This is a genomic window from Halomonas jincaotanensis (assembly GCF_018448785.1).
Classification (GTDB): Bacteria; Pseudomonadota; Gammaproteobacteria; order Pseudomonadales; family Halomonadaceae; genus Halomonas; species Halomonas jincaotanensis.
This window is the reverse complement of record NZ_JAHCLU010000007.1, coordinates 95,880-118,458: the sequence shown is the minus strand read 5'-3', so window position 1 is coordinate 118,458 and position 22,579 is coordinate 95,880. Positions and strand designations below refer to the sequence as shown.

Genomic DNA, 22,579 nt, shown 5'->3' with positions numbered 1-22,579 from the left:
CCATAACTCGATAGGACTCGTCACGTGAAGTCATGAAAGAAGATGGAATTTCTACGCGCAAATGTTAAGCGCCCGACAATCAGAGTTGTCGGGCGCAGGCGTTGATGTCAGGAAAGCGTCAACCGAAGACGGTGAAACTCTCGGCGTTCAGCCATAGGTGGGTAGCGACACTGGCGATGTAGCCCAAGGCAATCACCGGGGTCCAGCGCAAATGGCCAATGAAGGTGTAGTTGCCACGGGCCTGGCCCATCAGGGCGACGCCGGCTGCCGAGCCGATCGACAGCAGGCTGCCCCCGACGCCCGCGGTGAGTGTGATCAACAGCCAATGACCGTGCGACATGTCCGGCTCCATGGTCAGCACGGCGAACATCACCGGGATGTTGTCGACCACCGCGGAAATCACACCCAGGGCGATATTGGCCCAGGTAGCATTCCAGCCGGTGTAAAGCGCTTCCGACAGCAGGCCGAGATAGCCCATGAAGCCGAGTCCCCCGACACACATCACCACGCCATAGAAGAACAGCAGGGTGTCCCACTCGGCGCGAGCCACGCGGTTGAACACATCGAAGGGCACCACGCTGCCCAACTGCTCGAGTTTCTTCTGGTCGCCGCGCTGGCTGTACCGAGTCCGCTTGCGTTCCAGCGAGCGCGGCAGGCTGCGGCGCAGGTAGTAGCCGAAGAACTGCAGGTAGCCAAGCCCGGTCATCATGCCCAGCACCGGTGGGAGGTGCAGCAGGGTATGGTAGGCGACGGCGGTGGCCACGGTGAGCAGAAACAACAGCACGATGCGCCGAGCGCCCCGCTTGAGCCAGACATCCTCATTGAGGCTGTCGGGTTTGCGATTGTTGATGAAGACACTCATGACCACGGCGGGAATGATGAAGTTGACCAGCGAGGGCACCAACAAAGCAAAGAATTCCTGAAACTCGACGATACCGGCCTGCCAGACCATCAGGGTGGTAATGTCGCCGAAAGGGCTGAATGCACCACCGGCGTTGGCCGCCACGACAATGTTGATGCAGCAGAGGTTGATGAAGCGCTTGTCGCCCTCGGCTACCTTGGTTACCACGGCGCACATCAATAGCGCCGTGGTCAGGTTGTCGGCGATGGGCGATATGCAGAAGGCCAGCACGCCGGTGATCCAGAACAGCGAGCGATAGCTGAAGCCTTTGCGCACCAGCCACGAGCGCAGGGCGTCGAAGACGCGCCGCTCGTCCATGGCATTGATGTAGGTCATGGCCACCAGCAGGAACAACATCAGCTCGGTGAACTCGAGCAGTGTCACGCGGAAGGCCTGCTCGGACGCGTCTGGCATGCCGGCTTGTACGTACACCCAGCCGATCAGCGCCCAGATAATCCCTGCCGCGATCAGCACCGGCTTGGATTTGCGCATATGGATCTTTTCTTCGGCCATCACCAGCGCATAGGCGAGGACGAAGATAGCCACGGCGATGTAGCCAACCAGAGAGTCGGTCATGTTCAACTCGCCGGTCACCGCAAGGGCGGTTGGACTGACGAGCATGGCCAGGAACGCAAGCACAAGGAAGCTCGACCACCGGGCAGGTTGCCAGGGCCGGGAGGGGAGACGGCGGGTCGTCGGCATGACTGAAATGTCCCGAAGAGAAGGCGGAAGAATGGTGAGAAAATCGCGCACACTCTAGCATGAAATGTTGCATTGCAGTATCGGCCTGCGCGCTTTCCCCCTCTCCTTCCAGGGGCTTTCCTGGAGGTGCCCGGTCGATCATGGCCGGGTGTCCAGGGCCTCCTGCCACTTCCTGGGCGTTGCTTTATCCAGTGTCAATTCCAATGCCGCTGCTTCGGGCGGACGGTTCGCCTCGTACCATTGCCTCGGTTGCAGCAGGCGTACCCGGGGGTCGCCGTTGTCGAGCGCCACGCCAGCGGCCAGAACGCCCAGACGTGCATAAAGGGCGCCATCGATTGCCTCGTCCCTGAAGATCAGGTCGGCAAGCATTTCCAGCTCACCCCCGGACAAGCGGGCGTCGCGCAGTTGCAGGGTGTCATCGCCAAGGCGCAGGTCGGCGACGCCACGCAGATCCTTGATGGTCAGCCGGCGACCCAGCCACGCCCACTCTCTGGCACGAGCCAGAAACAGCCGTATCAATAGGCCGCTGTCGCGCATGGCCATGTCGACTCGGGCCTCCAGCTTGAGCGGACGCGTCCATTCCAGACGCCCATCGATCAGGGTCAGTCGGGCCCACCAGCCGACCTCTTGGCTGTCGGTATCGCGGCGCTGGACATTGTCGAGCCGCAACTGGGACCCAGAGGCATCGAAGCGGCGATGGGTCAGGTTGCCATCGCGCAGTTGCGCGTCGAGTCGTAGATCGCCGGATAGTTGCTGCTCGCCCAGCCGCAGCGCCGCACCGAAGGCCTGCAGAGTGATTTCTCCGCGGGCCTGCTTTCCTTCCAGGCGGAGGTCCACCTCCAGGTTGGCTCGGCCATCCAGCAGTTCGATGCCTGCATCGTCCGGCAAGTAGGCGTTATAGCGCGAGAGGTCAGCGACCTCGGCAATCGGCAGTCGAATCCGCGTCGTGAAGTGATCCAACGATCGGGCCTCGGCGTCGATACCGAAACGCGAGGTATGGGTCTCAAGATGGAAGTGGCGGCCGGTAACGTAAGCGTCCTGCTCATCCTGGCGGCGCAGGGCGAAGTGGGGCAGAGTAAGGTCTAGTCGCGCTCCAGGTGTCTGGTCATCGCCGTCGAAAACCGCTTCCAGGGTGCCTCGCCCCTCAGCATTGAAATCCAGGAAGCCGACCGCGAGGTCGTCGGCCTCTACCCGCAGTGAGCTTTCCGGCAGCAGGTGGTCGTCGGCAAGGCGCATGTCGGCTCTGAAGCGGCCACTACCCTGCAAGGTCAAGCCATGCACCTCCGGCAGGAAGGCGTCGAGCATGCCCAGGTTGGCGACCATCCCCTCCAGCTCCAGCCGGCCGTTGAGTCCGGTGGCAGGGTCGGTCTGGCCTGGAAGCGACAGTGGACCTACCCGGGCACGCCGGGCAATGATCAGGGTCTGCAGCCGCTCTTCGCCCATGCTGCTCGCCTCGGCTGCCTGCATGTTGAGCCGTGTCCCTGTGAGGTCCAGTTGGCTGCCGTCGAGCTGGCCTTCGCGGATCACCAGATCCAGGTCCAGTTCGCTGACCAGCGATTCTTCCATGACCCGTGTCGCGATACGCCGACCTGTCAGCTCGAGTCGACCACGTAACAGGCCCGCCTCGGTGACGATTCGCCCGGTGGTCGCCGCTTGTCCAGAAAGCAGCTCAACCGATGCCGCCGGTGGTATATAGGCCTGGAGCGCGGTGATATCCGGCATTTCTGCGTCCTGCCAGTTTAGCGATATCCGCGGTGATGCCAGCGGTGCCGTCAGGCTAAACTCTCGACTTTCCGCGATCAGGTTGAGCCGGCCGCCGCGCATCAGCAGTTGCGAGTCGGAGAGGCGAGCCACCTGCGAATCTTCGAGGTGGGCCTCAAGGCGGGCCTGCGGGCCTTGCAAGGTATCGAGCCAGGTGGCGGTAAGGCTGCCTTGGCCCCAGGCGGCGAGGTCGAGGACACTGACACGCAGCGAGTCTGTCTCCACGGCCAGTTGGCTGCCCGAAGTGACTCGGCCACCCGATACCTGCAGGCTGGCGGCGAGCTCGCCGCCGCCTTCCAGACGCAGGCCATGACCATTCACTGCATCCACCAGAAAATCGTCCAGCACGCTCAGGTGTCCGATATGCCCGCGCAGGGCGATTCGTCCATCCAGCGCGGGCGGCCCGCTGGTGCCGACCAGGTTGGCCAGCGGCTCAGTCGTCTCCAGGCGAGCATCTTCCAGGGTGAGCTCGGTGGTCAGGGGTAGCGTATCGACCTCGCCACGGGCGGAAACCTTCAGCCGAGTGCCTGACAGATCCAGGCGTCGTTTCTGCGGATCCAGCTCGGCCAGCGCCAGGTCCAGTGTCAGCTCGCCGAGCAGTGGTTGGCCCAGCAGCGTCAGATCTACCTCATTGCCCGCCAGACGGAAGTGCCCATCGAGTGCGTCATCCCGGTAGTTGAGTTTCCCTTCCAGACGCGCGCTGCCGCTTTGCAGGGACAGGGGGCCACCCTCGGGCAGGTAGTGTGAGAGCTGGCCCACATCAGGCAGACGTGCCCCTTTCCACTCGAGGCGGGCTGACTCAAGTCGGCGCGGAGCCCCGGCCAGATCGGCACCTGGTAGACGGGCGTACAGCGCGAAGCGCTCGCTGGTCATGAAATCGCCGGGCAGCCCAGCCCGCTGCATGGTCATGTCATCGAGGATCACGGCGAGCGTCGCCGTCGGCCCGTGGTCGCCCGACTCGACACGGCTGATGATACGGCCGGCACCGATCAGGCGGTGAGACTCTGGGGCCTCATTGGCAACCGTCCAGCGTATCTCGTCGGTCTGTTGGTGGCCGGGCGGCGAGAGCAATCGCCGCTCATCCAGTTCCACCCATAGCGACGGCGAATCCAGCACCAGTTCGCTGCCCGGCGCCAGTACGCCCTGCTCGATCCTCAGCTGACCGCTGAGGTCACCATGTCCAGCCAGCGCCAGCCAGTCGAGTTCGCGCAGATAGGGCTCGAAGACATCCCAGGCATCGGCGCTGGCCTCGAGCGACAGGTCACCACTCAAGAAGCGAGTCAACGCCATACCCGACGTATCGCCCGGGCGGAATGGGGCGAGCTGGAGCTCGGCGTCGAGTCGGATGTCGCTGGCCAGCACCGCGTTGCCGCGTTGCACCTCGGCCTCGTCGAGCCTAAGGGCCAAGCGCTCGATGGCCAACTGTCCCTGCGCCAGGCTCAATCCCGACAGCTCGACCCGGCCACTTCCTTCCCCTTCCAGACGATGAACGCCGTAGGCCAGGGTGCCTAACTTGTCTGCAGTGAAGGTGTCGATCATCAAACGCCCCGTCAACAGCGCCAGAAGCGACACCTCCAGTTCGGCTTGCGCTGCCTCCAACAGTAAGGCGGGGCCGGCGTCTTCGCGTTGCAGGCGCAATGACTCGACCTCGAGACGTCCGGGCAGCCAACTCCAGCCCGACCCCCAGCGAAGCGACAAGTCGTTGTGTTCGGCCAGCCGGTCCTGTGCCCAGTCACTGTTGAGTAGCCAGTTAGCCACGGCCAGGTAGCCGAGAATCAACAGCAACGGCAGGGCGAGAAGCCAGGCCAGGCGCCGCCGTAAGCAAGAACGGGGGCGATGACGGGACGGCTTGTTAGCGTGCGAGGTCGGCATGCGGTACCCGAAAAACGACGTCAGGTCATGGTACAGGCAGGTCGGTCTGCGTTGCTGCGGATTTTTATGGCATCATTTGCACATTCCGGCGATTCAAGGCAGCACCAAGCACATGTTTCTCGATGATTTTCATACCCCTGTAGAGGGGCGTATTCGCATTTCCGCTCAGCAGGCGAGCCTCTTTGCCAAGCGCATCGCCGGTGACTACAACCCCATCCATAACCCGGAAGCACGGCGGTTCTGCGTGCCAGGCGATCTGCTGTTCGCTCTGGTGCTGGCCCACTACGGCCTCGCCCAGCGCATGAGCTTTCGTTTCCTCAGCATGGTGGGTGACGGCACACTGCTGAGCTTTCGTGAGGGTGACGACGGCAAGATCCGCGTTGTCGATGAGGCCGGGAAATGCTGCCTGGAAGTCGAACGAAGCGGCGAAATTACCCATGACGAAGCGGTCGTAGAAGCCTTCACGCGCTGTTACGTGGCCTTTTCGGGCAAGAACTTCCCTCACTATCTCAAGCCCTTAATGGAAGACAAGCAGGTCATGTTCAACCCGCGACGGCCCCTGGTGATCTACGACAGCATGGGGTTCTCACTGGACCGGCTGGATGCCCCCTCGCCGGGGCTGGAGCTGGCGGATTCGTCCATGGAAGTGATCGGCAAGCGGGCGGATGCCTTGCTCGATTTTCGTATCCAGGCCGGGGGTGAGTCGATCGGCAGGGGAAGCAAGAAACTGGTGGTCAGTGGTCTTTGCGATTACGACGCCGACGCCATGGCGGCCATCGTCGCCGAATTCTATCGCCTCAAGGCGGCCTTCGAGGGATAACCCCCGTCAGACCACTCGCAGGCGTTTGCCCAGCAGCATGCTGCTCCAGTCAGCCTGATTGGCGAGGTTGTTGAGGAGTATCGATCCGCCCATGCCGACTACTGCAAGCGCGAGGACATAGAGCCATAGCGGAAGCGCCACCTGCCAGGTGACGAAGTCCACCACCGAGAAAAACAGCGGGTGGGCGAGATAGATGCCGAAGGAGTTCTCGTTGACCTTTTTGACCAAAGGACTGGCCTTCCTTCCGGCCAGCCAGTTCATCGCCCATAACAGCGAGAGAATGAACAGGGGCACGACCCAGGTTTCCTTCGAGGAATAGGCAAGCTCGCCGCGCAGAGTGAACATCACGATGCCGGCCACCATGGCGATCAACCAGCCAGGATGCGAGAAGCGGCGAATCCACGGCTGCGCCTGTAGTGCCGGATAATACTTGACTACCAACAGTGCCAGAAAGAACAGATAGAGCCAACCCACCGGCGCGATCCAGTGCAGGTAGCCCGGTGGCTCGATGGACTGCCAGCGCCAGAAGGCCCAGTAGGCAATGCTGATCACCGCACTGATCAGCAAGCAAGGTCCGGCGGGGAGATAGCGTTGAAGGTGGAGCCGATTGTAAAGCCAGAACAGCACGTAGAATTGCATGGCAATGATCAAGAAATAACCGTGCCAGCCGGCGAAGACCAGATATTCGATCATGTGGTCGATAAACCCCACTCGCGCATCGTCAGCGTAAAGCCGCAGATACTCGGCGAGGGAGTAGATCAGGCCATAGACGACATAGGGCACCATCACGTACTTGAGTCGACTGGCAAGGAAGTTATGTGGAACATCGTTGCCATAACGCGCGGAGAACAGAAAAATCGAGATGAAGATGAAAATCGGGGTGCCGAGCACGGTGGGAATGAACGCCAGGTCCAGGGCTAGGTGTGGAGCGTAGTTCTGCTCGACGCGCTGAATCAGGTGGAAGACGAACACCGCCAGGCAACCGTAAAAACGTAGCCAATAAATTTCCTCGATGCGTTTCATGGGGTCTCCAGACCTTCAGGGTATACGCCAGGCACCAGCCGGCCGGCCGTTGGCCTAAGGGAACTCACCACCCTGACGGGGCGTCTGACCGCGCGATAGCTCATGAATTCCCTCTCACCCGTATTGCGCCGTCCGCTGGTTGCGGATGGTCACATGGAGAAGGCAGATGTCGATGAAATTCAGCGTTATCGCGCTTGCCCTGTTCGGGTTGTTCCAAGCGGGCCAGGCGAAGGCCGCGGGGCAGATCAGCGAGCAAGCATTCTTCTCGGAAACCCTCGGGCGCGATTACCCCTACACCATCTATCTGCCTGAAGGCTATGCGGTATCTCATCAGGCCTATCCGGTGATCTACCTGCTGCACGGCTCTTTCGGCAGCGAAACCGACTGGGCACGCGGTGGTCGCCTGCGTCTGAAGGTCGACCGGCTGATCCGTCGAGGGGTGATTCCCCCGTCGCTCATCGTCATGCCCGGCAGCCAGAGCTGGTGGATCGATGGCGTCAATGAGCAGGCCCGCACCGCGTTTCTGGAAGATTTGATTCCGCATGTCGAGAGTAGCTGGCATGTGGTGGCCAAGCGGGAATGGCGGGGGGTGGCGGGCCTCTCGGCGGGTGGCTTCGGCGCGGTGAACTTCGCCCTCGAGCACCCCGAGCGCTTCGGGGCGGCGGCGGCCTTCAGCCCGGCGATCTATCATCCGCTGCCTCCCGCCGACTCCTCGGCCTGGTATCACCCAGCCTTCGAACGTGATGGCGAGTTCGATCAAGACCTCTGGGAACAGCGCAATTACACTGCCCATCTCGACGATTACCTGGCAAAGGACATCATCGTTCCTCTCTACCTCACGGCGGGCCATCGTGACAGGTTCAACACCGAGCATCACGCGCGCCTGCTGAAGCGTTCACTGGACCCGTACCAGCCGGGCCAGGTCTCCATGGACGTGTTGCCGGGTGGGCACACCTGGCGCGTGTGGCGGGCCAGCCTGCCGCGTGGATTTGATTTCATGTTCCGCTACCTCAATGGACCGGTGACGCTTGAAGGCGACGACACACCGGACGATAGCCAGAGCGATACCCAGACGCTGGTGTCCTCAACGCCAGCGCAATAATGCTGAGGCGTTCAGGTATCACCCACGCCGAGCAGCATGCCGCCCAGCGCGCAGACCAGCACCACCATCCACGGCGGCAGCTTCCATACGCTCAGTAACGCAAAGCCGACCAGCGCCAGGGCGAACTCCGCCCGGCCAAGGATCGCGCTCGTCCACACCGGGTCATACAGCGCCGCCCCCAGCAGACCGACCACGGCCGCATTGGCGCCCCGCAGCCCCGCCTGGATGCCTGGCCGGGCACGCAGCTCGTGCCAGAACGGCAGGGCGGCCAGCAGCAACAAGAAGCCGGGGATGAAGATGACCAGCAACGCCAGCAGGGCGGTGATCATCCCACCACCTTCAACGAACGTCCCCAGGTAGGCGGCGAAGGTGAACAGCGGTCCCGGCACCGCCTGGGCGGCACCGTAACCGGCCAGGAAGTCGTCGGCGCTCATCCACCCCGATTGCACCGTCTCCGCTTCCAGCAGCGGCAACACCACATGGCCGCCGCCGAACACCAGCGCCCCGGCGCGATAAAACGCATCGACCACTACCAGGCCCTGGCCGGCCCCGGCCATCACCAGCAGCGGCAAACCGACCAGTAACGCCGCAAAGATCGCCAGGCAGATCATGCCGACGCGTTTCGAGATCGGCATGGCCAGGGTGTCCGCATCACCAACGGCGCCGTCGCGGCAGCACCAGAGACCGGCCAGTCCACCCATCAGAATCGCCGTGACCTGCCCCAGGGCACCGCCCACGCCAATCACCAGTAACACCGCTGCGATGGCGATGGTGGCGCGCGGCCGATCCGGGCAGAGCTGGCGCGCCATACCCCACACCGCATGCGCGACGATGGCCACGGCCACGATCTTCAGGCCATGCAGCAAGGCGCTGCCCAGCGGGCCCTCGAAACTTGCCGCGCCCATGGCGAACAGCACCAACAACAGCGCTGAGGGTAGGGTGAACGCCACCCAGGCGGCCAGCGCGCCGATTGGTCCGCCGCGCATCAGCCCCAGGGCGAAGCCTACCTGGCTGCTCGCCGGACCGGGAAGAAACTGGCAGAGCGCCACTAGATCCGCGTAGGCCTTCTCGTCCAGCCACTGTCGCCGGGCGACGAACTCGCCGCGAAAATACCCCAGATGCGCGATGGGCCCTCCGAAGGAAGTCAGGCCCAGCAACAGGAAGGCACGAAAGATCTCGCCGATTCTGCGGCGGTGGTCGGGCATGTCGCGTCTCCATGTGAAAAGGAGAAAACTGGGCAAAGCTCAAGCGCTTGCGTATCTTGCCAGTCATTGTCTCGTCCGAGGATGACCAAACGATGATACGCACGCTACTGCTCGACAACGATGGCGAGGTGACCCAAGGGGGAGAGGAGCTGCTCGCGCGCTGGCGCGAGACCCCCGACAGCCAGCTATGGATCGACCTTCAGGGCGAGCCACAGGCACGCGAGCGGGAGCTGCTGGAGGCGTTCGGTTGCCACCCACTGGCCATCGACGACGCCCATCGCGAACGTCATCCGCCCAAGATCGAGGAGTTCGAGCAGCATACCCTGATTCTTTATCGGGGGATTTCCTCGTTCGATGCCGAGCTCAACTTCGTCCCCCAGCAGGTCGCCTTCTTTCTTGGCGAGCGCTTTCTCATCAGCCTGCATCCCGGCACGGCGTTGAGCATCGATCGCCTGATGGCGCACGAGGGCAGCAGGCTACTGCGTCGCTCGCCCGAGCATGTCGCGCTCAGGGTCATGTACGTCTCGGCGGGATTCTACCTGGACAGCCTGCTCGAGTTCGAGAACGCACTCAGTGACCTGGAGGACGAACTCATCGATGCGGGAAGCGACGCCCTGATGCGTCGGATCATCGCCTATCGCTCGCGGTTGGTGAAAATGCGGCGGGTCTTCAACTACCATGTCGGCATCACTCAGGAGCTTACCGCCTACGACTACTCGCATCTGCCGCGCGACAACGAGGACACCCTGCACGCCATCAACGACGTGCATGAGCGCTTCGAACGTCTGCACAGCCTGACCCAGATGTACTACGACATCTGCGGCGACCTGATCGACGGCTATATCTCGCTGTCTTCGCATCAGCTCAATATCACCATGCGGGTTCTCACGGTCATCACTGCGATCTTCGTGCCGCTGACCTTCCTCGCCGGCATCTACGGCATGAACTTCGCCCACATGCCCGAGCTCGGTTACCGTTATGGGTACTTCATGTTAATGGGGCTGATGCTGGCTATCGGGCTGGGGCTACTGTGGTTGTTCCGGCGCAAGCGCTGGCTCTGAGCGCATGGCGCCAGCCTGGCTTGATGGATGTTGATGAACAGGACGTTCATCAAGAAAGGGGTTATCAACGAAAGAGCCGCCGATCATCGATCGGCGGCTCTTGGCGTTACCCTCTCAGCGCACCGGCATGGCCGGCGCCTGGGTCAGGCTGTTTTGGCAGTCTTGGCGGCGGTGTCGGTCGCCTGCTTGACGTTGCTCTCGGCAGCCTTCCGGGTCTTCTCGACGTTCTCTTCGGCAAGCTTCTGGCTCTGCTTGACGTTCTCTTCGGTCAGTTTCTGGCTGTCCTTGACGAAGTCCTGCTGCAGGGCCACAACCTTCTCGGCATCGCCTTTCAGGCGCTCGGTCAGGTCCTTGGCGACTTGCTGCTGGCCTTCCATGTAGTCGCGGAGGCCTTCGGCATCCTTGACGTTCATGAGGTTGCGCAGCTGGGCCAGGCTGGTGTCGGAGTAAGCCTTGCCAGCGTCGAGCTGGGCGTTGATCAGCTTCTCGGTGTAATTCACGGAAAGCTCAGCGTAGGCACGAGCCGGAGCGAAGAACATGGATTCAAACTGCTCGGTGATCTGCTTGGTGTCGAAGTTTTGCATGATTGACCCTCCTGAGGGTTCTAAATATCTAGAAGGCCCTGGGTGTCTCCCGATGCCTTCCTCGTCTCTGTTGCAATGCACAATAGCAAAGGAATTGGTGCAGTGCAACATGAAGGGGTCGAATTTCTCCAGGAAAGCGCAGGATCTTCTTGCCTCAAGCCTTTACCGGCGCCCGAGGCACCCTGTTGAGCGGGGCAAAGTTTGCTATTGTCACGCCTAGAGACACTGGCCAACGCAAGGAGGCAGCAGATGGCATCCGATACGCCCAATACTATTCCCGAGACCATGGCAGCCATGCTGTTGACCGGTCATGGCGGCCTCGACAAGCTCGTCTATCGGCAGGACGTGCCTACGCCCCGGCCCGCCGAGGGCGAGGTACTGGTGCAGGTGACGGCGACAGCAAAGAACAATACCGATCGCAAGGCGCGCGAAGGGCTCTATCCCACCAAGGACAAGGGCGAGGTGGCCTCATTCGCCATGGGGGGCACACCGACGCTGAGCTTTCCACGTATCCAGGGTGCCGACGTGGCCGGGCGCGTGGTCGCCGTTGGTGAGGGCGTGGATGTCGAGCGCATCGGGCATCGCGGTCTGCTGGACTTCAACCTTTATGCCGATGCGCGGCGCGACATCAATCTTAGGCCCGATTACTACGGTCATGGCACTGATGGCGGGTACGCCGAATATATCGCCGTGCCTTCGGAGCAGTTCCATCGGGTGGAAAATCCCGAGCTCGGCGATGCCGAACTCGCCGCCATGGGCATGTGTTCCTACCAGACGGCGCTGCACATGCTGACGTCGGCCGGCGTGAAGGCCGGCGAGCGGATACTGGTTACCGGCGCCAGCGGCGGGGTGGGTACGGCACTGATCCAGCTGTGCCGGATCATGGGCGCGATACCCTATGCGCTCAGCCAGCCGGACAAGGCCACGGCATTGCTCGAGCTCGGCGCCGAAGCCGTGCTGGATCGCTCCTCCATGGACGATTTCACCGACAAGGTGCGCGAGCTGACCGACGGCCGTCCTTTCGATGCCGTGATGGACCTGGTCGGCGGCGAGATGACCGATCGCTTCATCGACGCCATGATCTTCGACATGGCGAGCCGCGAGAGCTATCCACGGTTGAGCATCGCCGGGGCCAGTGGCGGTAACGTCAGCGAGATCATGTGGACACGTATCTATCTTTACCAGGTGCAGATCTTCGGCGTCTCGCACGGCACCCGTGAAGAGGCCGAGCAACTGGTAACCTGGATCCGCGCCGGCCAGTTGAAGCCAGTCCTGCACGCCGCTTTCAAGCTTTCCGACCTGCACGAGGCCGAAACCTACTTCGTCAATCGTGGCAGCAACTACCTTGGCAAGATCGTGATCGTGCCGGATTCGCAGTGGCAGGAACACGGCGCGCCCTATTCATTATCCGCTAACGCTCGCTGAGGGCTCTGTTTTACCGGCTATCGCCTGCTATAAGGCTTTGAAACGCCCGTTATGGACACTCTGTTAACCCCGTTAAGGACTTCGATGCGTAATGAACTGACGCTGCAACTGATCGATACCCATGCCGGAGGCGATGTCAGCCGCATCGTGGTCGGCGGCATCGACCCGCTGCCTGGCGCGACGGTCAGGCAGCAGATGGAATACCTGCGCGACGACGCCGACGGCCTGCGCAAGCTGTTGCTGGACGAGCCCTATGGAATACCCGAGATGTCGGTGGACCTGATCGTGCCCGCCACCGACCCGAGGGCCGAAACGGGCTACATCATCATGGAGGTGATGGGCTATCCCATCTACTCCGGCTCCAACACCATCTGTACCGCCACGGCGGTGCTGGAAAGCGGCATCGTGCCCAAGCAGGAAGGGCGTCAGCGCTTCATGCTCGAATCCCCGGCCGGGCTGGTGCAGATCGAGGCCCTGGTCGAGAACGGTGTGGTCGAGGCGATCACCTGCGAGGGCCTGCCGAGCTACATCGACACCTACCGAGACAGCATTCATGTGCCTAACGTGGGCGACGTGACCTACAGCATCGCCTACAGCGGTGGCTTCTATGCCTTGGTGGACGCCACCGAGTTGGGGTTCTCGTTGATCAGGGAGGAAGAGCGCCGCCTGAGCGATTGCGCCTACGCGATCGTCGAGGCGATTCAAGCCGAGAAGGGCTTTTCTCACTACACCCTGGGCGATGTGGGACCGCTGCCGTTCCTGCATTTCATGGGGCCGGTCGAGCAGGTCTCCGATCATTTCTATCGCTCGCGGTCGACGACCTACGTGCACCCGGGCGTGATCTGTCGCAGTACCACCGGCACCGGCACCTCGGCGCGCCTGGCACTAATGCACTACGAGGGCCGTCTGCACAAGGGCGACAAGCTTGAAACCGTCTCGCTGCGCGAAACGGGCTTCATTGGCGAGTTGACCGGCTTACACCGTGAGGGCAGCCATCGGGTGGTGGAAAACACCATCACTGGCAAGAGCTATGTGCTGGCGCGTTCCGATATCGTCGTCAACTGCGAGGACTCGCTGGTGGACTGCGATGGCCTGCATCACATCCTCAGCAGCAGTCACTCCGACTGAGCGGGGTCAGCAGGTACCTCAGGTCGACACCTTGCCGCGTAGCGCCTTGGTCTTGCCCTTGCGGGTCTTGTTATCCACCCGGCGACGCTGTGAACCCTTCGTCGGCTTGGTGGGCCGGCGAGTCTTGTGTTGCTTCGCGGCGCTTCGGATCAGCGCCTTGAGGCGATTCAGCGCATCTTCCTTGTTCAATTCCAGCGTGCGAAAGCTCTGCGCCTTGATGATGACGATGCCTTCCTTGCTGATGCGCTGGTCGGACAGCGCCATCAGTCGCGCCTTGTAGAAGGGCGGCAGGCTGGAATTGGGGATATCGAACCGCAGGTGCACCGCCGAGGCGACCTTGTTGACGTTCTGCCCGCCCGATCCCTGGGCGCGGATCTGGCTGATGTCGATTTCCCAGTCGCCCAGTTCCACCGTGTTGGAAATGGTAAGCATGGTGTGTCTCGTCTTCGTCCTGAGGTGATGCGCGCCGCCGTTTAAGGCTTTTGACCAATAGATAGCGACGATCGAACGCGTATTGTAGGGCATATGCAGGATCGGATCCTTCCGAGTCGCGCGGGCACGGTTTTGCGCCCTACGGCGGGCGGCGCGCCTTCGCCCTTACGACCCAACAGCTAAAAGAATCCACATGGAGCTTGGACTTATCATTCTGATCCCCCTGCTGGGTGCCTGCCTGGCCGCCTGGCAGCGTGAAGGGACCTCACGTAATCTGGCACTGATGGCGGCGCTACCCGCGGTACTGAGCTTCGTCCTCTTGCTGGCGTGGCTCCCCGAGGTGCTGGCGGGCGACACCCAGGTGCAGCGGCTGGCCTGGATTCCCTCGCTGGGGCTCGCGTTCAGCTTTCGCCTCGATGGCCTCAGCTGGTTATTCGCCATGCTGATCACCGGCATCGGCTGCCTGATCGTGTGGTACGCGCGGTACTACTTCGCCGGCAAGTCCGGCGCTGGCCGCTTCTATACGCTCATATTGCTGTTCATGGCGGCCATGCTGGGCATTGTACTGTCGGAAAACCTGCTGTTCATGCTGGTGTTCTGGGAGCTGACCAGCCTGGTGTCCTTCCTGCTCATCGGCTTCAATACCGACAGCCAGGGCGCACGGCGGGGCGCGCGGATGTCGCTGGTGATCACCGGCGGCGGTGGCCTGATGCTGCTCGCGGGGCTGGTGCTGCTCGGCCAGGCGGTGGGCAGCTACCAGCTGACCAACGTGCTGGCCGCGGGGCCGATGCTCCGGGACCATGACCACTACGGGTTGATCCTGGGCCTGGTCCTGCTCGGCGCCTTCACCAAGTCTGCCCAGTTCCCGTTTCATCTCTGGCTACCCCATGCGATGTCGGCACCCACGCCGGTGTCGGCCTATTTGCACAGCGCCACCATGGTCAAGGCCGGCCTGTTCCTGATGGCGCGACTGCATCCGGCGCTCGCGGATACCGAGCTGTGGTTCGGACTGGTCACCGTGACCGGCATGCTGACGCTGATGGTCGGGGCGTTTGTTGCCATGTTCATGCATGACATGAAAGGGCTGCTGGCCTATTCCACCGTGTCCCATCTGGGGCTGATCACCCTGCTGCTGGGTCTGGGAACCCCCATGGCGATGGCGGCCGCGCTCTTTCATCTGGTGTGTCATGCCTTGTTCAAGGCGCCGCTGTTCATGATGGCGGGGTATGTGGATCAGGCTACCGGTACGCGGGACATGCGCAACATCAATGGCATGTGGCGTTTCATGCCGGTGCTGATGGGGCTTTCCGCCATCCCCGCGGCCGCCATGGCCGGCTTGCCGCTGATGAGCGGCTACCTGAGCAAGAAGATGCTGTTCAGCGAGAGCCTGCAACTGACCACGCCCGACTGGGCCGTGACGGTGATTCCGGTCTGGGTGACGTTGGCGGGCCTGTTTTCCGTGGCCTACTCGATTCGTATCTTCCATAACGTCTATTTCAACGGCAAACCGATCGATCTGCCGGTCTGGCCACCCCGGGAGCCGCGTTACCCGGCGCTGTCGCCCATCGCGCTGCTCGCCGTGCTGAGCCTCGTAATCGGCCTGATGCCGGCCGAGGCCTATCGGTGGCTGTTGCACCCCGCAGTACTGGCCGCTCGCCAGACCGTCCTGCCGCAGTACGACTTCGGCCAGCTCGGCGCAACGCTACCCTTGGTGATGAGCCTGTTGGCGATGGCCGGTGGCCTGCTGTTCTATTGCATCCGCAAGCCGCTGTTCCGTTTTCACGCCCGCCTGCCGGAGGTGGACGCCAAGGAGATTTTCGACTGGATCATGCGCTGGGTCATCGAACTGTCGCAGCGCCGCGTCTACCAACTGGAAAACGGCTCCCTACAACGCTACCTGATGTTCCTCCTCGTCACGGCGGTGATTCTGGTGGGGCTAGAATTGATCCGACTGCCGGACTGGCGCGGCCCCTTGCCGCTCACGGCGGTCGATCCGCTGACGGCGGTGGCTGCCGGAGTGCTATGCCTGTCCGCGATCGGGGTCGTGCTGTTCCATCATTCCCGGCTACTGGCGCTGCTGCTGTTGGGCGTGACAGGGCTGTTCGTTACTCTGACGTTTGCTCGTTTCTCGGCCCCGGATCTGGCCCTGACCCAGCTGTCGGTGGAAGTCATGGCCGTGGTGATCATGATGCTGGCGCTGTCTTTCCTGCCACAGCAGTCGCCCAGGGAGTCGTCGGGACCCCGTTTCGGCCGCGATATATTGATTGCCGGACTCGTCGGGGCCGGCATCGCGACGCTGAGCTTCGCCATCCTGACGCGGCCGCACGAAAGCATCGCCGCGTTCTTTCTTGCCAATAGTGTGCCGGGCGGCGGCGGGACCAATGTGGTCAACGTGATCCTGGTGGACTTTCGCGGCTTCGATACGCTCGGCGAGATCACCGTGCTGGGGATCGCCGCGGTGGCGGTCTATGCCTTCACCCGCGATCTGCATCTCAAGGAGCGGGTCGCTGACTCCAGTGCTGGCCACTGGGTCGCCGAGCCCCATCCGATCATGCTGAGTATGATCGCCAGGCTGGTGCTGCCGATCGCCCTGCTGGTGTCGGCGTATATCTTCCTGCGCGGGCACAACCTGCCCGGGGGCGGCTTTATCGCCGGGTTGATCACTGCCGTCGCGTTGACGCTGCAGTACATGTCGGGCGGTCTGGTGTGGGCGCAGGAGCGCATGCTTACGCACTTCCGGCCGTTGATAGGCGGCGGGGTGCTGATCGCCACCTCCACCGGCCTGGGGAGTTGGGTGTTCGGTCGGCCCTTCCTGACCTCTGCGTTCGGGCATTTCGACTGGCCGCTGGTCGGCGAATTCGAACTGGCCACGGCGATGCTCTTCGACCTGGGGGTCTATACCACTGTGGTGGGCGCTACGCTGCTGATCCTGGCCAATCTGGGCAAGTTGATGACCGTTTCCGGGCCCGGCAAGGAGGTCGGCTGATGGAGCTCTTGTATGCCCTTACCCTGGGGGTGCTCACCGGCTGCGGAATCTACCTGTTGCTGCGCGCCCGGACCTTCTCGGTGATCCTCGGCCTGACCCTGCTGTCGCATGCCGTGAACCTTTATCTGTTTGCCTCGGGGCGTCTTGCCACCAGTGCCCCGGCGATCGTCGGCCTCGCGGATCATTCGGCTGACCCGCTGCCCCAGGCGCTGGTGCTCACCGCCATCGTCATCGGCTTTGCGATGACTGCCTTCGTGGTAGTGCTGGCTCTCAAGGCCGCGGTTGAACTGCGCAACGACCATGTGGACGGGGAAAACCCCGATGAGGATCGGCCGTGACGCATCTGGTAATTCTGCCCATCCTCATTCCGCTGCTGACCGGGGCGAGCCTGCTGCTGCTCTATCCGACGCCGGTCGGGGTGCAGCGACTGGTGAGCATCGCCAGCACCCTGGTGCTGACCCTGCTGGGGCTGTGGGCCGTCAACACCGCCGGCTCAGGCGAGCTCACGCTCTATCACCTCGGCGACTGGACGGCCCCGTTCGGGATCGTGCTGGTGCTCGACCGGCTCAGCGCCATCATGCTGTTGCTGACCGCGGGGCTGAGTCTTTTCTGCGTGCTGTATGCCAGCCGCGGCATCGACCGGCAGGGCGCGCATTTCCACGCGCTGTTCCAGTTCCAGCTGGCCGGGATCAATGGAGCCTTCCTGACTGGCGACCTGTTCAACCTCTTCGTGTTCTTCGAGATCCTGCTGATCGCCTCCTATGCGCTGCTATTACATGGCGGTGGCCGGGCGCGCAGTCGCGCCGGACTGCATTATGTGATCATCAACCTGGTGAGTTCCGCGCTTTTCCTGCTGGCGCTGGGCACCCTCTATGGCCTCACCGGCACGCTGAACATGGCCGACCTGGCGCTGGCGGTCGCGGCGACACCCGTGGCAGGGCAACCATTGCTGTCTGCCGCCAGCATGCTGCTGCTGGTGGTGTTCGGCATCAAGGCCGCTGTCCTGCCCCTGCTGTTCTGGCTGCCGCGCGCCTACTCTGCCTCGAGCGCGCCGGTGGCGGCGCTGTTCGCCATCATGACCAAGGTCGGCATCTACGCCATCCTGCGGGTGTTCCTGCTGGTGTTCGGCCTGGGCGAAAGCCCGGCCAACCAGGTCGCCTGGGGCTGGCTTTGGCCGCTGGCGCTGCTTACCCTGGGACTCGGGGGCATCGGCGCGCTGGGCTCGGCGAGCCTGCGTACCATGACGGCCTACCTGGTGATTCTGTCCGTCGGCACGCTGCTGGCGACAATCAGCTTCGTCACCGCCGCCACTCTAGGCGCCGCGCTGTTTTATCTGATTCACAGCACCTGCATGACCGCCGTGTTCTTCCTGCTGGCCGATCTGCTGGGCCAGCAGCGGGAACAGGGCTACGACCGCTTCTCGGACATCGCCCCCATGGGACATCGCTGGCTGCTGGGCAGCGTCTTCTTCATCGCGGCGATCAGCATGGCGGGCTTGCCACCCTTCAGTGGCTTTATCAGCAAGCTGTGGATCCTGCAGGCCACGTCAGGCCAGCCGCAGGGATTCTGGCTGTGGGGCGTGCTGCTGGCGGCGGCCCTGCTGATCCTTGTCGCGGTCAGCCGCGCCGGTAGCGGCTGGTTCTGGCGGCCGGGAACGATGGCCGCGCCGCGCCCACTGGACCGGGTCTGTGTATGGCTGGTGTGCCTGATGATCACCGTCAGCGCCGGCCTGTCGGTCCTTGGCGAGCCGGTGATCAACTATCTTGAACTGACGGCAGAGCAGTTGCTGGCTCCGCACGCCTATATCGACGCGGTGCTGCCGGAATCGGCCCGTCTCACCAAGGAAGTGATGCCGTGACCCCGAAGCCGCATTCTCGACGCTTGCTGTCTCGAGACATGATGTCTCGGCAGTTCTGGCTGCCTCGGCCGCTCTTTTCGCTGTTCCTGGCGCTGCTCTGGCTGCTGCTCAATCGCTTTACCGTCGCTCACTTGCTGCTGGGGCTGGTGCTGGGCGTGGTGATTCCCTTCGTCACCCATCCTTTCTGGCCGGAGCGCTCCAGGATCAAGCGTCCCGGGCGGGTATTGCGCTATGTGCTGTTGCTGCTGGTGGATATCTTCTGGTCCAACCTGATTGTCGCTGTGCGCATTCTTCGCCCCGAGCGACACCTGCAACCGGGATTCTTCCGCTATCCGCTGGAGCTTGACGACGAGTTTGCCATCACCATCCTGGCCAGCACGATCTCCCTGACGCCGGGGACGGTGTCGGCCCATTACGATGCCGAGGCGCATACGCTGCTGGTCCATGCGCTGCATCTTGAAGATGAAGCCGCCACCATCGCCGGCATCAAGCAACGCTATGAACAACCGCTGAAGGATATCCTGCGATGATTTCCACCGTCATACCGATTGCCTTGACGCTGTTCGCGCTCGGCGCCTTGTTGAATCTCTATCGGTTAGTCATCGGACCGGACATCGTCGATCGGATCCTGGCCCTCGATACCCTGATGATCAACAGCATCGCCTTGATCGTGCTGGCGGATATCCGCATGGGCCTGGGCATTCTGTTCGAATTGGCGCTGCTGATCGCGCTGATGGGGTTTGTCGGCACCGTCGCCATGACCAAGTACCTGCTGCGGGGGGATGTCATCGAATGAACGCTATCGATATACCCTGGCTACTGGAGCTGGTGATTGCCGTATTTTTGTTGTTCGGTGCCGTCGTGGCGCTTGTCGGCTCCTGGGGCCTGGCGAAACTTCCCGACCTGTTCATGCGCCTGCATGGCCCCACCAAGGCCAGCACGCTGGGCGTGGGCTGCACCCTGATTGGTTCGCTGCTGTATTTCAGCCACCAGCAGGGTGGGGTCTCCATCCAGGAAGCGCTGGTCACGATGTTCCTGTTCGCCACCGCGCCGGTCAGTGCCCACATGATGGCCAAGGCCGCCTTGCGGCGGCACCTCAAATGCGTCACCCGCACTCGAAACCCGCCGAGCCCCTGAACGAGACCATTAACACGGCCAGGAACGCGCCCATCAGCCCAGGCCTGCAGACACGATGAATGACACTCTGACGGAAACCGACACCGACACTGGCAACCCCGCCTCGCTGGCCGAGCGGGTCCGGCAGACGCTCGTGACGACCCCCGAGGCGCAGCTGCCGCTGACCTACCAGCAGTTGGCTACCGCCCTCGGGCTGCGCCCGCCCGGCACCATTCAACGTGTCGCCATGGCCCTCGAGACGCTGATGCGTGAGGACGCCCGTGAGGGGCGAGCGTTCGTAGCGGCATTGGTGGTCAGCCGCCGTGGGGAGGGCGTACCCGCCGCGGGCTTCTTCGAGCTGGCCGTCGAACTGGGCCGCTTCCCGGTGCAGCCGAGCGAGCAAGCCGCCGCCTACCGGCGTGAGTTTGCAGAGGCCCTCCGACATCGCGGACATGGCGGTCTGCCAACATGAGCCAGCACTCGATGGCTTCATCCGCCATTGCTTCACTCTCAATCGCCTCGCCGATCGGGGTGATCGCCGATACCCATGGCCTGCTGCGCGACGAGGCGCTGGGCCTGCTGGCCGACTGTGAAGTGATCCTGCATCTCGGCGATGTAGGTCACCGCGAAAACGATGAGTGCCTTCTCCAGCGCCTGGAAGCGATCGCGCCGCTCTACACCGTGCGCGGCAATATCGACACCGCGGCCTGGGCCGAGCGCCTTCCCGAGACCCTGGACCTGGTGGTCAACGGCTGGCGGCTACATCTGGTCCACCGGCTCGCCGATTACGACCCCCGCACGGCCTGCGACGCCGTGCTTCACGGTCATTCGCACAAGCCGCGTTGCGAATGGCGGGACGGGAAGCTGTTGTTTAACCCCGGCGCGGCCGGCAAGCGGCGCTTCTCGTTGCCGATCACCCTCGGCAAGCTATGGGCCGATGCGCGCGGGCTGCGCGGGGTGATCCTTTATTTGCCGTTCTGAGCCAGGTCCGCTGATCAATAGCTCGACGCTGCGTCACGTCGACTCGACGCGCTGTGCCAATGCCGCCAGGTACGCCCGAATTCGCGCCGCATTCGTGCCCACGTCACTGCCGCCGAGACGCGAGGCGGAGCGCATATCTACGCGTACCCCGTCGCTCGTCTCGCTCAGGCGTATCACCACGTCGTCCTTGAAGCCGAACCAGGTGGTGGTGGCGGTGGCTTCGATGGTGTCGTCGGTGACCGAGGCGATTTCCCAGCCCGCCTCGCGTGCTTCGGCTTCAGCGGCCTCAAGGACGTGGGGGAGCGGGGCGTCGATCTCCCATGATTGGATATCCGGATAGGACTCACGCTGTTGTCGGGCGGTCGCCTCACCGGGGTAGGCCACGGCATTGGGCGCGGCTTCGCGCGCCGCGGCCAGTGTTTCGAAGGCGGGCGGGTCGTTGGTATCCGTGGTGATGTCATGGATCGGCGGCACCGACTGGGCGCGCTGCAGGTGCATCCAGGGCACGGCTACCATAGTGAGGCTGGCGATGATCACCAGAGCGCTGAGCAGGGCGGGTCTCAAGCGTCGGTACAGCGCGGCGATGATCAGCGCGACAAGCCCCACCGCCGCGGCGCCGATGGCGATGTAAGCGCCGTAGCGCAGCATGCTGAAGGCGTCGCCCAGGGAGAGCAGCTCGGTGCGATAGGCGGGGCCGGCGCCGGCCATCGACAGGGCCGCAACGGCGGCGAGAATCACTCCGATCAGGGTGATGCGGAAGGCGAGCCATTTACCTCGGGGGGGAGCGTTGTGACGGCTTGTGGTCATGCCGGTTCCTCGCAAAAAACGGGTGAACGGTCAGGGGAGGGCGCAGGGGTGAGCTCAATGCCGGGCGCCGGCACGAGCCGGTTAGCCCATGTCGAAAAGCAGCGCCTCGGCCGGCGAGGTCGCCTGTATCACGATACGCGCCTCGTCGGTGATCGCCATGCCGTCGCCCGCCTCGAGAGCTTGGCCGTTGACCTCAAGCGAGCCATGGGCCACCTGAATCCAGACCTTGCGGTCGGGCGTGGTCTGGTGCTCGACTTCGATCCCTTCGGTGAGCCGCGTCGCGTAGAGATCCAGGTCCTGGTGGACCACCAAAGACGCCTCGCGGCCGTCCCGGGAGGCGACGAGGCGCAGGCGGTCGGTCTTCTCCTGTTCCGGAAAGCGTCGCTCCTCGTAGCTCGGCGGCAGGCCCCGGCGCTCGGGATGAAGCCAGATCTGCAGGAAATGCACTCGCTCTTTGTCGGAGCCGTTGAACTCGCTGTGGGTGATGCCGGTGCCCGCCGAGAGACGCTGGACATCGCCCGGCCGGATCGTCGAGCCGTTGCCGAGGCTGTCCTTGTGAGCCAGCCCGCCATCCAGCACGTAGGAGATGATCTCCATGTCGCGATGGCTGTGCGTGCCGAAGCCCTGGCCGGGCTGTACCCGATCCTCGTTGATCACGCGCAGCGGGCCGAAGCCCATGAACGCCGGGTCGTGGTAGTCGGCGAACGAGAACGTATGGTAACTCTCGAGCCAGCCGTGATCGGCGTGTCCCCGCTCGTGTGCATGGCGGATCTGAAACATGCAGGTCTCCTGAAGAAAGTTCGCGTGCTGACGAT

At 63.0% G+C, this 22,579-nt stretch carries 21 protein-coding genes; 13 read left to right on the top strand and 8 right to left on the bottom strand.

The features are described 5' to 3' along the window. Nucleotides 1-118 precede the first annotated feature (118 nt). Entirely contained in the window at nucleotides 119-1,603 is a 1,485-nt protein-coding gene (nhaD, locus tag KG088_RS08205) for a sodium:proton antiporter NhaD (RefSeq protein WP_213825027.1), read from the bottom strand. 138 nt (nucleotides 1,604-1,741) lie between these two features. Further along, nucleotides 1,742-5,236 (bottom strand): hypothetical protein, encoded by a 3,495-nt coding sequence (locus KG088_RS08200; RefSeq protein WP_213825026.1) that lies wholly within the window; start codon nucleotides 5,234-5,236, stop codon nucleotides 1,742-1,744. Between the two features lie 112 nt (nucleotides 5,237-5,348). Between KG088_RS08200 and KG088_RS08195 the strand changes: the two genes are divergently transcribed. Further along, on the top strand, nucleotides 5,349-6,056 hold the full coding sequence (locus KG088_RS08195; protein ID WP_213825025.1) for a DUF3581 domain-containing protein: 708 nt from the start codon (nucleotides 5,349-5,351) through the stop codon (nucleotides 6,054-6,056). Nucleotides 6,057-6,062: 6 nt separating this feature from the next. Here KG088_RS08195 and KG088_RS08190 read toward each other — a convergent pair whose 3' ends face one another. Then, nucleotides 6,063-7,079, bottom strand: coding sequence for an acyltransferase family protein (locus tag KG088_RS08190; RefSeq protein WP_213825024.1), 1,017 nt, complete (start codon nucleotides 7,077-7,079; stop codon nucleotides 6,063-6,065). A 166-nt stretch (nucleotides 7,080-7,245) separates the two neighbouring features. On the opposite strand from KG088_RS08190, the gene KG088_RS08185 reads away from it, so the two are divergent. Continuing rightward, nucleotides 7,246-8,181 carry an alpha/beta hydrolase gene (locus tag KG088_RS08185; RefSeq protein ID WP_213825023.1) on the top strand — a complete coding sequence of 312 codons (936 nt, stop codon included), beginning with the start codon at nucleotides 7,246-7,248 and terminating at the stop codon, nucleotides 8,179-8,181. Nucleotides 8,182-8,192: 11 nt separating this feature from the next. Here the strand turns inward: KG088_RS08185 and chrA are convergent, their stop codons facing one another. Further along, entirely contained in the window at nucleotides 8,193-9,386 is a 1,194-nt protein-coding gene (chrA, locus tag KG088_RS08180) for a chromate efflux transporter (RefSeq protein ID WP_213825022.1), read from the bottom strand. Between the two features lie 92 nt (nucleotides 9,387-9,478). Between chrA and KG088_RS08175 the strand changes: the two genes are divergently transcribed. After that, on the top strand, nucleotides 9,479-10,447 hold the full coding sequence (locus tag KG088_RS08175) for a magnesium transporter CorA family protein (protein ID WP_213825021.1): 969 nt from the start codon (nucleotides 9,479-9,481) through the stop codon (nucleotides 10,445-10,447). A gap of 143 nt (nucleotides 10,448-10,590) precedes the next feature. Here KG088_RS08175 and KG088_RS08170 read toward each other — a convergent pair whose 3' ends face one another. Next, nucleotides 10,591-11,031, bottom strand: a complete 441-nt coding sequence (locus tag KG088_RS08170; protein ID WP_213825020.1) for a phasin family protein — start codon at nucleotides 11,029-11,031, stop codon at nucleotides 10,591-10,593. Between the two features lie 249 nt (nucleotides 11,032-11,280). Here KG088_RS08170 and KG088_RS08165 point away from each other — a divergent pair, with 249 nt between their 5' ends. Both KG088_RS08165 and KG088_RS08160 read left to right on the top strand, forming a co-directional pair. Continuing rightward, a complete protein-coding gene (locus KG088_RS08165; protein WP_213825019.1) occupies nucleotides 11,281-12,456 on the top strand; it encodes a zinc-binding dehydrogenase in 1,176 nt (391 codons plus the stop codon). A gap of 84 nt (nucleotides 12,457-12,540) precedes the next feature. Further along, nucleotides 12,541-13,584 carry a proline racemase family protein gene (locus KG088_RS08160; RefSeq protein ID WP_213825018.1) on the top strand — a complete coding sequence of 348 codons (1,044 nt, stop codon included), beginning with the start codon at nucleotides 12,541-12,543 and terminating at the stop codon, nucleotides 13,582-13,584. Nucleotides 13,585-13,602: 18 nt separating this feature from the next. Here the strand turns inward: KG088_RS08160 and arfB are convergent, their stop codons facing one another. Then, nucleotides 13,603-14,016, bottom strand: a complete 414-nt coding sequence (arfB, locus tag KG088_RS08155; protein ID WP_213825017.1) for an alternative ribosome rescue aminoacyl-tRNA hydrolase ArfB — start codon at nucleotides 14,014-14,016, stop codon at nucleotides 13,603-13,605. Between the two features lie 193 nt (nucleotides 14,017-14,209). Between arfB and KG088_RS08150 the strand changes: the two genes are divergently transcribed. The 8 genes from KG088_RS08150 to KG088_RS08115 are packed head-to-tail and all read left to right on the top strand — an operon-like array spanning nucleotide 14,210 to nucleotide 20,957. Beyond that, the gene (locus KG088_RS08150) at nucleotides 14,210-17,002 is read left to right on the top strand and encodes a monovalent cation/H+ antiporter subunit A (RefSeq protein WP_213825016.1); all 2,793 of its coding nucleotides are present in this window, start codon (nucleotides 14,210-14,212) and stop codon (nucleotides 17,000-17,002) included. Next, nucleotides 17,002-17,340, top strand: a complete 339-nt coding sequence (locus KG088_RS08145) for a Na+/H+ antiporter subunit C (RefSeq protein ID WP_213825015.1) — start codon at nucleotides 17,002-17,004, stop codon at nucleotides 17,338-17,340. The genes KG088_RS08150 and KG088_RS08145 overlap by 1 nt, the downstream gene beginning before the upstream one ends. After that, a complete protein-coding gene (locus tag KG088_RS08140) occupies nucleotides 17,337-18,860 on the top strand; it encodes a monovalent cation/H+ antiporter subunit D (RefSeq protein WP_213825014.1) in 1,524 nt (507 codons plus the stop codon). The genes KG088_RS08145 and KG088_RS08140 overlap by 4 nt, the downstream gene beginning before the upstream one ends. Next, nucleotides 18,857-19,390 carry a Na+/H+ antiporter subunit E gene (locus KG088_RS08135; protein WP_319941405.1) on the top strand — a complete coding sequence of 178 codons (534 nt, stop codon included), beginning with the start codon at nucleotides 18,857-18,859 and terminating at the stop codon, nucleotides 19,388-19,390. Before KG088_RS08140 ends, KG088_RS08135 begins: the two co-directional genes overlap by 4 nt. Next, complete coding sequence (locus tag KG088_RS08130; RefSeq protein ID WP_213825013.1) at nucleotides 19,387-19,656, top strand: K+/H+ antiporter subunit F; 270 nt, start codon at nucleotides 19,387-19,389, stop codon at nucleotides 19,654-19,656. The genes KG088_RS08135 and KG088_RS08130 overlap by 4 nt, the downstream gene beginning before the upstream one ends. Continuing rightward, a complete protein-coding gene (locus KG088_RS08125) occupies nucleotides 19,653-19,997 on the top strand; it encodes a Na+/H+ antiporter subunit G (RefSeq protein ID WP_213825012.1) in 345 nt (114 codons plus the stop codon). Before KG088_RS08130 ends, KG088_RS08125 begins: the two co-directional genes overlap by 4 nt. 55 nt (nucleotides 19,998-20,052) lie before the next feature. Beyond that, on the top strand, nucleotides 20,053-20,448 hold the full coding sequence (locus KG088_RS08120) for a hypothetical protein (protein ID WP_213825011.1): 396 nt from the start codon (nucleotides 20,053-20,055) through the stop codon (nucleotides 20,446-20,448). A gap of 11 nt (nucleotides 20,449-20,459) precedes the next feature. Beyond that, nucleotides 20,460-20,957, top strand: a complete 498-nt coding sequence (locus tag KG088_RS08115; protein ID WP_213825010.1) for a metallophosphoesterase family protein — start codon at nucleotides 20,460-20,462, stop codon at nucleotides 20,955-20,957. A gap of 33 nt (nucleotides 20,958-20,990) precedes the next feature. On the opposite strand, the gene KG088_RS08110 is transcribed toward KG088_RS08115, so the two are convergent. After that, nucleotides 20,991-21,764 carry a DUF1499 domain-containing protein gene (locus KG088_RS08110; protein WP_213825009.1) on the bottom strand — a complete coding sequence of 258 codons (774 nt, stop codon included), beginning with the start codon at nucleotides 21,762-21,764 and terminating at the stop codon, nucleotides 20,991-20,993. 81 nt (nucleotides 21,765-21,845) lie between these two features. Further along, nucleotides 21,846-22,544, bottom strand: a complete 699-nt coding sequence (locus tag KG088_RS08105) for a pirin family protein (RefSeq protein ID WP_213825008.1) — start codon at nucleotides 22,542-22,544, stop codon at nucleotides 21,846-21,848. Nucleotides 22,545-22,579 lie beyond the last annotated feature (35 nt).